The organism is Xanthomonas prunicola (assembly GCF_002846205.1).
Lineage (GTDB): Bacteria > Pseudomonadota > Gammaproteobacteria > Xanthomonadales > Xanthomonadaceae > Xanthomonas > Xanthomonas prunicola.
Genome location: NZ_PHKV01000029.1, coordinates 1 through 9,193, shown reverse-complemented (window position 1 = coordinate 9,193; position 9,193 = coordinate 1). Strand labels below are relative to the sequence as shown.

The 9,193-nt window shown below is 67.9% G+C and carries 7 protein-coding genes; 1 reads left to right on the top strand and 6 read right to left on the bottom strand.

Annotated elements, in window-relative coordinates; genetic code table 11:
• Positions 1–322 precede the first annotated feature (322 nt).
• Entirely contained in the window at positions 323–1,504 is a 1,182-nt protein-coding gene (locus XpruCFBP8353_RS22685) for a benzoate/H(+) symporter BenE family transporter (RefSeq protein WP_101365224.1), read from the top strand.
• A 328-nt stretch (positions 1,505–1,832) separates the two neighbouring features.
• On the opposite strand, the gene bphP is transcribed toward XpruCFBP8353_RS22685, so the two are convergent.
• From bphP to XpruCFBP8353_RS22650, 6 genes are all read right to left on the bottom strand, one after another.
• Positions 1,833–3,737: a bacteriophytochrome BphP gene (bphP, locus tag XpruCFBP8353_RS22680; RefSeq protein ID WP_101365223.1), complete on the bottom strand. Its 1,905-nt coding sequence runs from the start codon at positions 3,735–3,737 to the stop codon at positions 1,833–1,835.
• Positions 3,734–4,327 (bottom strand): biliverdin-producing heme oxygenase, encoded by a 594-nt coding sequence (locus XpruCFBP8353_RS22675; RefSeq protein WP_101365222.1) that lies wholly within the window; start codon positions 4,325–4,327, stop codon positions 3,734–3,736. The genes bphP and XpruCFBP8353_RS22675 overlap by 4 nt, the downstream gene beginning before the upstream one ends.
• A gap of 99 nt (positions 4,328–4,426) precedes the next feature.
• Positions 4,427–5,692, bottom strand: a complete 1,266-nt coding sequence (locus XpruCFBP8353_RS22670) for a TCR/Tet family MFS transporter (protein WP_101365221.1) — start codon at positions 5,690–5,692, stop codon at positions 4,427–4,429.
• A gap of 279 nt (positions 5,693–5,971) precedes the next feature.
• A complete protein-coding gene (locus XpruCFBP8353_RS22665; protein WP_101365220.1) occupies positions 5,972–8,134 on the bottom strand; it encodes a lytic murein transglycosylase in 2,163 nt (720 codons plus the stop codon).
• Positions 8,135–8,331: 197 nt separating this feature from the next.
• A complete protein-coding gene (locus tag XpruCFBP8353_RS22655) occupies positions 8,332–8,538 on the bottom strand; it encodes a hypothetical protein (protein WP_101365218.1) in 207 nt (68 codons plus the stop codon).
• Positions 8,539–8,755: 217 nt separating this feature from the next.
• Positions 8,756–9,145, bottom strand: coding sequence for a YchJ family protein (locus XpruCFBP8353_RS22650; protein ID WP_101365217.1), 390 nt, complete (start codon positions 9,143–9,145; stop codon positions 8,756–8,758).
• Positions 9,146–9,193: the final 48 nt, after the last annotated feature.

Below are 9,193 nucleotides of genomic sequence, written 5' to 3'. Positions count from 1 at the left end.
CATAGCCGGCTTTTTCGTTTCGTCAACACCGCGTGATGTTTTCGATTCGACCCGTTCGTTGTTGCGGTGCTTGAAGAAGCGCCGCCGTCCTGAGCGAGGCCGCGCAGTTTATCGAGCCTGAGCAGAAGTGCAAGCACTTTTTGACAGGTGCATGACATCGACCTGCAGCCGCCTTTGTACAGCAGGCAATTGCACGCGCTGGCCTCTCCGCGCATCTCCGGGTTGCAAGGCTTATTCGGGATTGGCAGCTATACACGTCTCAGCAGGGTATCGATCGCCGATGGGCTCGGCGAAGATGCACGCACTCGCTAGAGGAGCCCGCATGCCCGCTTCCCGCAATCTGCTCCGTGATCTATCGCTGCCTGCGATTGCCGCCGGCTTTGTCACCGTACTGGTGGGGTTTGCCAGCTCTGCGGTGATCGTGTTCGAGGCGGCGCGCCACCTGGGCGCCGATCAGGCGGAGATCGCGTCGTGGATGTGGGCGCTGGGTATCGGCATGGGCGTGACCTGTATCGGGTTGTCGCTGCGCTACCGGGTGCCGGTGGTGACGGCCTGGTCCACGCCTGGTGCAGCCATGCTGATCGGCAGCGCGGCCGGGGTGCCGTTGCGCGAGGCCATCGGTGCGTTTGTGGTGGCTGCGGTCTTGGCCATGGTGGCCGGGTTTTCGGGACTGTTTGAGCGAGCGATCCGGCGCATGCCGATTTCACTCGCCTCGGGAATGTTGGCCGGAGTGCTATTGCGCTTTGGCCTGGACATCTTCGTGGCCATGCAAAGCCAGGTGGTGCTGGCGCTGGCGATGCTGGTCACCTATCTGTGCGGGCGGCGCTGGTGCGCGCGCTATGCGGTGATTGCGACTTTGTTGGTGGGCGTTGCGATTGCCGCCAGCGGCGGGCTGCTGCAGTTGGGAACAGTGCAATTGGAATTGGCACGCCCGGTGTTGGTGGTGCCGTCGCTGTCGTGGGCGGCGCTGTTTGGTCTGGCGATTCCGTTGTTTGTGGTGACCATGGCCTCGCAAAACGTGCCGGGCGTAGCGGTGATCCGGGCATCCGGCTATGCGGTGCCGATCTCGCCGACGATCGGCTGGATCGGTGCAGTCAATACGGTACTGGCACCGTTCGGCAGCTTTGCGCTGAATCTGGCGGCGATTACCGCGGCGATCTGCATGGGCCGGGAAGCGCACGAAGATCCGGCACGGCGCTACACCGCTGCAGTGAGCGCCGGCGTGTTCTATGTGGTGATCGGGTTATTCGGCGCGACCGTGGCGGCGGTGTTTGCGGCCTTCCCGCGTGAGCTGGTCATGGCGATTGCCGGGATCGCCCTGTTGGGGACCATCGGCAATAGCCTGGCGGCGGCACTGCGCGAGGACAGCGAACGCGAAGCCGCGTTGATTACCTTTCTGGTCACCGCCTCCGGGCTGACGCTGGGCGGGATCGGCGCGGCGTTCTGGGGCTTGCTGGCCGGAACGATCACATTGTTGGCATTACGACCGAAGACGGCGCCCTGACACGCGTCCCACCGATGCAGGGAGAAGAGCGGCAGACACGTGCGGCGGCCGCATGGCTGTTTGGTCGCCCCGTTCTCCTGCCTGCACGGTGTCTCGCTTCAGCACTGCGGGGAGCCGAATTCATTCGTGCAACCCGCAGCGCGCGGGTTGATATCGAAGCTGGCAAGTCCCTCGGGGCAGTCGCGACCACCGAGAAGCACAAGGCATCGCGTCACTACGCCCTGCCGGTTGGCTCGAGGGATCCCGTCGACGCGATCCCTCGCCTGCAACAACGACACGGCAAACAATGCGCCGGCACCCACCGCACTCACGATATCGATGGCAGCGCTTATTCCGGATCGCGTAATTGCAGCAGCCAGTGCGCGGTCACGCCGCTGGGGCTGGGCAGGGGCTCGAGATGGAATTGGCGATATGCCGGCTCGCCATCCTGGGTGCGCAGCGGCAGGGTGACGTAGGCGGCGCGGCCCAGGCGCAGCGCCTCTTCCAGCAGGTCGACCTTGCCCCGCGCAGCATCATCGGCCAGCAGAGCGAGGATGTCGCAGCCGATCAGGTCAGCCACTGCGGTCTGACTGAGTTCGGCGAACGCAGGGTTGACGAAGATCAGCCGATGCGCGGCAGTGTCGGCGCCCCGCTCGATGATGGCCACGCCGTCGCGCAGCCGCGACAGCGAGGCTTCGAGCAGGGTGAAATCCTGCTGGAAGCGCTTGCGCTCCATCAGTTCGATCAACACGCGCAGGCTGCGCGCCGATTCCAGATGTAGCGGCGACCAGCGCCGTGCGCGGCCGCGCACGGTTTCCTGCCAGAGATCGAAGCTCTTGCGCGGGGACAGACGTGAGTTGGGAATGTCGGCCAGCTTGGCCAGCTGCGGATTGCCAGCCCAGTTGACCGTCTGCACCTTTTCGCGGCGGGTCCACAGCAATGCGCTGCGCGACTGCGGCATCAGCGGCACGAAGATGAAGCCGGCGGCCAGCGGCGCGAGATCGGCCAGTTCCGGGAATACCTCGCCGATCGCCTCCACATGCAGGGCGCCGACGGCATCCTCACGCAAGGCATCGTGGTGCGCCAATTCGATATGGTCGCGGATACGCCGCAGTGCGGCTGCATCGGGCACGCTGCCGTGCCGGCTGATCTCCTTGCCATGGAAGATCGCCACGCCATCGGCATCGACCACGTCCATCAGGTCCGACGCCATGTCGGCGAGCATCTCGACCGTCATCTGGGCGGCGTCGTTGAAGTCGGTGATCAACTTTTCGCGCACAGTGAGCAACACCGATTCCATGCGCGCGCGCTCGACCGCCTGCAGCGCGCCGATGCGACCGGACAGCGCGCGGGTCACCGCATCGGTGGCATCGCGCATGGCATGGCTGGTGAAGTGCGGGCTGTAGTGGTGGCAGGCGATCAGCCCCCACAACGCATCGTTGACCACCAACGAAGAGACCAGGGTGGCGCTCACGCCCATGTTGGCCAGATATTCCAGATGCACCGGCGAAACGCTGCGCAGGCTGACATCGCTCAGATCCACCGGGGTGCCCAGGCGCGGATGCAGGGTGGGCACGATCGACGACGACTGGTAGCCGACATCGGCGATCTGGCGGACGCGGTTGCGCAAATACAGCGCGCGCGCCTGCGCCGGGATATCGGTGGCGGGATAACGCTGGCCAAGATAGGCCACCAGCTCGGGGTTGCGCGCTTCGGCAATGACTTCGCCGTTCCACTCTTCGTCGAAGCGGTAAATCATCACCCGGTCGAAACCGATCATGCTGCGCAGGCCCTTGGCCGCACGCACCGCCGCTTCGTCGATGCCGGGATCGCGCTCGATGCTGCGCAACAGCGGCAGCGCTTCGCGCAGGGTGACGTCCATCAGGCGAGCATCGCGCGGCTCGATTTCGACCAGCCATTGCTCCGGATACAGATGCCAGGCGGCCACCCAGGCGTGCTCGGGCGGCACTGCGCGTGCGGGAAAGCGCGCCTCGGCGTGCAAGAGGTGCTGGGGGTGCGCGTCCACCGCGAATGGCTGCGCCTCGGGTACCTCCAGCACCTGGGCGTACGGCATGCCCAACAGCGTCTGCAGCGGCACGCCGAGCAGGTCGGCGGCGGTCGTGCTGGCCTGCACGATGCGGCCATCGGCCGGTTCGATCACCAGCAGCACGCCGTACGGCTGGATCATGCCGGGGATGTGGATCGGCTCACGCGCGCAGACATCCATATCCAGGGGTTCGATGGACTGATTCACGGGTGCGGCTCCGCTGCGAGGCAGGTGTGGAAGTGGGCGAACATGGCCTGCGCGCCGTCGATGGCGGCGTCGCGCGCGGATGGGGTGGTGAGGCGTCGATCCAGCGCCGCCTGGAAGCGGCGCCAGCCGGCCGGGTCGTCGTCGGCCAGCTCGAAATAGCGCAGCGCGCCGGCCAGCTCGGGCTGCTGCTTGCGCACGCTGCGCGCGATCATCCGCCCGCCCAGTTGCGAGCCTTCGATGACATACAACATGCCCCAGCGCGCGGCATCGTCGGCGACGCTGGGTAAGGCCACCGGCAAGTCCGGTTGCTGGCCGAGCGCGCGCAAGTCCTCGCGCAATGCCGGTACGCGGCGGCGGTAATGCCAGCCGTTGCCGACCAGGGTGGTGAGCCAGTCGCTGAGTTGCGCTTCGAAGCCGCTCAACAAGGCATGGTGGCGACGCAAGATCTGCGCATAGGCAGCCGAATCGATCCGCCCGTGCCCCAGCGCCTGCATGAGCGGGACTGCCTCGACCAGGCGATGGGCGTCCTGAGTGGCCTGGCGCAGCGCGAGCGCGGCCGATGGCGGAAGTGCCAGGGCGTCGGAAGACATAAGAGATCGAGGCAGTGCCGCAGCACGAAGGACATCAGCCTAGCAGCGCTCGCGCAAATCAGAAAAAGCGGAGGCGAGCGTAAGCTGAATAGGTTGGCTTTATGCCTGCGCTGCGGGTGCGGTCGCGGTGCCCCGCCCTGCCCGTTTCCAGGCCATGCACCAGCCTGCGGCGAGCAGGGCGCCGGCCAGCAACCACGGTGCACCGGGCAGATGCAGTGGCGCACCGCTGCCGATAAACCAGGCGAACACATTGGCGAACAACAATGGACCGGCGATACCGGCCAGGCTCATCAGGCCGGTGAGCGCGCCCTGCACGCGACCTTGCGCGTCGGCGCCGACCTCGCGGGTGATCAGTGCCTGCGCGGAAGGACCGGCGAGCGCCCACAACGCGCTGATCGGCACCCCGATCAGGAACGCAGCGCCGCTGTCGGCCAGCCCATAGATGACGAAGCCGATCACCCCGCAGCCCAGCCCCAGCAACAAGGCGCGGCGTTCGCCCAGCCAGCGCACCAAGCGGCCGACCAGCAACACGTTGACGATGATGCTGCACACGCCAACCCCGGCCAGCACCCAGCTCACTTCGCGTGGGCCCCAGTGATATTGATAACCGGCAAACAGCACGAAGATGCTGGGATAGACGTAGTGCGCCAGGTTGGCCAGGAACACCACCGAGGCCAGACCGAACACCTGCGGATAGCGCCGCAGCAGCTTGAGCGCGCCCAGCGGATTGGCATGCGACCACTCCAGCCGTGCGGTGCGGCGTTCGACGGGCAGCGATTCGGGCAGCACGAACCAGCCGTACAGCACATTCAACAAGGCCAAGCCGGCAGCAAACCAGAACGGCCAGCGCAACCCCATGCTGCCCAGCCAACCACCGATCAGCGGGCCGGCGACAAAGCCAATACCGAACGCGGCACCCAGCATGCCGAACGCGCCGGCGCGTTTGTCGGCCGGGGTGACGTCGGCGATGTAGGCGTTGGCGGTGGAGAAGCTGGCCGAGCACACGCCGGAGATGACCCGCGCCAGCAGCAGCATCGGCAGGCTGTGGGCGACGGCCATCAGGATGAAATCCAGGCCCAGGCCCAGGCACGAGAGCAGGATCACCGGGCGGCGACCGAAGCGGTCGGAGAGCGCGCCCTGCAATGGCGAGCAGACAAACTGGATGGCAGCGAACAGGAAGCCGAACCAGCCGATCCAGCCGGCGGCCACCACGTAGTCGCCGCCGGTGAAGTGGCGCACCAGATCCGGTAGCACCGGAATGATCACCCCGAAGGACAGCACGTCGATCAGGACGGTGATGAAGATGAAGATCAGCGCGGCGCGGCGGCGCCCCGGGGCGGGAGCGGATTCGGGAGAGAGGGACATCGCGCGGCGCAGTTGGGCGAAGCGGCGAGTGTAGCGAGGGAAGCGCTCGGTCTGTTGGGCGAAGCAAGATCAACGTGACGCAGTTAAAGCTCTCCACCGCACCGGACGGGAGTTGGAACTGGGGTACGGGCGAGACGTGCGTGTCATGCAACCGCACGCGGCTGCGCTCGTACCCTCACCCGCCCTCCGGGCACCGTCTCCCCATGAAGGAGGACAACGTCCCGGTGAGAGAAGCGTTCGACTCTGTTGCCCCGCCGGTGTCGGCGGCAGGTGTGGCGGTTACTCGACGCTGATGGTCTGGGTCAGGGTGTGGCTGGCGCCGGGAGCCAGTTCGATCACGTCCGGGCCGGCGTTGGCCGCTTCCAGGCAGACGTAGTTGCGCCAGCCCTCGCCCACGTCGGCCATCTTCTTGCCGGCCTCTTCGCCCGGGTTCCAGGCCACCAGCGAGCGGCTGCCTTCGGTGGCGATGACGATGCGGCGGCCGAGCACCGGGTCGGTGAGCGTGTAGCGGCCACCGGCATTGGTGTAGATGCGGTCGCTGCGGCCGGGATCGCGCGGGTCGCGCAGGCTCCAGTCGCCTTGCTGACGGTGGGCGGTAGCGTAGTTCTCGTATTTGTCGAGATAGTCCAGACCGTCCAGGCCCTGCACGCTGACGGTGAGCGCGTCGCCGACGCGGAAGTAGTTGTGCAGCGCCTGGGTGAAACGCACTGGCGCGGCGCTGGTGTTTTCGGTGATCAGGCGTTGCTCCAGCGTGCGGCCGATGCGCAGGGTCATGCGCAGGCGCAGCGCCAGGTCGTCGAAGCGCGGCGGGGTGAGCGTGAGCACCACGGTGCCGTCGCCTTCGCGTCGGCTTTCGGTGAGTTGCCAGGCCACGGTGCGCACGAAGCCGTGGGCGGGGACGTCGCCGGTCTGGTCCTGGCGGCCGAAGTACGGCCAGCACACCGGGGCGCCGCCGCGGATCGGGGTGGGCGGCTGCTTGGCGAGCGGCGACAGCCACATCACGTCCTGGCCGCCCTTGGGCACGAACGACAGCAACTGGCCGCCGAACAGGCTGATGGCAGCGGTGGAGAACGGAGTGTCGATCAGCAGCGACGGGAAACCGTGGAAGTCGCCTGTGGTCAGGCCGGTGGTGTCGGACATGGGGGATGCCTTGTGGACGATGGGAGATTGGGCGAAGGCGGGGTAGGCGGCTGGCAGCTTGAAGGCGGTACCGCGCGCGGCCGCCATGCCGGTGCGCGGCGGTGCGGCGCGCAGGGCGGCGAGGATGCGCTGACCGGGGCGGCCATCGGCCGGCTGCAGGCCCAGGCGGGTCTGCTCGACCTGGATGGCGCGGCGGGTGGCGCTGCCGACCATGCCGTCGGCCTCGCCGATCTGGTGGCCGCGGGCCAGCAGCAACTGCTGCAGTTCGCGCCGTTCGGGCCGCCCCAGGCCGGGGTCGTCGGTGGGCCAGGCCGCAACCAGGCCGGGGCCGCCACGCAGGCGATCGGCGAGCAGGGCGATGGACAGCGCGTAGCTTTCGGCGGCGTTATAGGCGTAGATCGCGTCGTAGTTGCGGAACACCAGGAACGCCGGGCCGGTGGCGCCGGCCGGCAGCAGTAGCGCGGCAGGCGTCTCGGCGGGCAACCCGGTCGGGGCAAGCGGCTTGCCGTCGGTCCCGAGCAGGCCGGCGGCCTGCCAGGCCTGCAACGGTTGGCGGCGAGTGCGCCCGGCCTTGCTGGCATCGAAGCCGCGCGGCAGGGTGACTTCCATGCCCCACGGGCGGGCCCGCTCCCAGCCGGCCTTGACCAGATAGTTGGCGGTGGAGGCCAGTGCGTCGGGGATGCTGGTGACCAGATCGCGGCGGCCGTCGCCATCGCCGTCCACCGCGATGCGCGCGTAGGTCGAGGGCATGAACTGGGTTTGCCCGAAGGCACCAGCCCAGGAGCCGGTCAGGCCATCCGGCGACAGGTCACCGCGTTGCAACAGGCTGAGCAAGGCCAGGAACTCGCCGCGGAAGAACGGTTGGCGACGGCCTTGGCACGACAGCGTGGCCAGCGACACCAGCAGCGGGCGCTTGCCGGTGACGCGGCCGTAATCGCTCTCCACGCCCCAGACCGCCACGATGGTGGCCGGGTCGACGCCGGTCTGCTCGGACAGGCGGGTCAACAGCTCGCGGTGGGTGACCAGCATGGCCTGGCCGTCGGCGACACGCTGGCTGTCGACCAGGCTGGCGAGGTAGTCCCAGATGGGCGTGGTGAATTCGGGCTGGGCATCGAGCAGCGGCAACACGCTGGGATCGGGCACCAGCCCGGCGGTGAAGCGCTGAAAGCTGGCAGCGTCCACGCCCTTGGCGGCGGCCTGGGTCTGCAGGCCGGCCAGGCAGCGGTCGAAGGCCGGATCGGCGCAGGCGGCAAGCGGCAGCAGTCCGAGCACCAACGGCAATGCGCGCCGGGGCAGCGTCATGGCGCGATGGCCGGCGGGTGGGCGGACGTCATGCGGTGGAGTGCTCCTGCGCGGCAAGTCGAGCCGCCGAGCATAGCCAACCTGGGGAGTCGCAGGCGTGCAGGCGATAGCTACAGCGCGATGGTGATGGGTGATGCGTACCGACGTGGTGACTGCTGCAGTTCGGCGCCGCCGATGGTGCCGCTGGCCTGACGCGCTTAGCTGCCGTCGCCGGTGATGCCGGTGAGCAGCGACAGGGCCGGCGTCGACGCAGCGCCGTCGGTCACTCGGCGCGCGCGGGTGCGGCGCGGTGCATCGTGGCGCGGACCGAAGCGAATCAGTGCGGTGGCCACGCACGCGGGCAGCACGATCGCAAACACGACCGCCGCCAACATCACCCATTGCCAGAGATTCAAGGTTGCCATGATCCGAGTCCCACCCCCGCGGCGGAGTTCGCCTGCGCGGCAAGCTTCGGGGATAGGCTGCGAACGTGGCGTCGACAAACTGCGGGCCTGGAGACCGTTCGTCGGGCTGAACGGGCTTGGTGGGCCGCGGAGTGAACCGGTCGCATGCTGGTTGCCGGCGTCCGGTTGAGGCGGTGGTTGTGTTGCTGGCCGCGGTGACGGTTGGCCGGCGTGGCGCTCAGCGCGCGTCGAGGTAGTACCAGTAGCCAGCCTCGCGCACGAAACGGCTGTGCTCGGTCATGCGCACCGCGCTGCCGCCACCGATGCGATAGCGCGCCAGAAAGACCACCTCGGCAGTCTCCGGACCGGTGTCGAGCGTGCGCTGCACGGTCAGGCCGAGCCAGGTGGTGCGCCCGCCCTCGTCCAGCGACAGCTCGGCCGGGCGCGTGGACGGATGCCAGCTGGCCAGCAGGTACGCAGCGTCGCGACGCACATAGGCGCTGTAGCGCGCGCGCATCAGGGTCTGGGCATCGGGCGCGGCGGCACCGGCGTGGTATGGGCCGCAACACCGTGCGTAATCGGCGGGGCGGCCGCAGGGACAGGGATCGGTCGGTGTGGAGGTCGGCATGCGGGGATTGTGCGGGATGGGATTGGGGATTGGGGATTGGGGATTGGG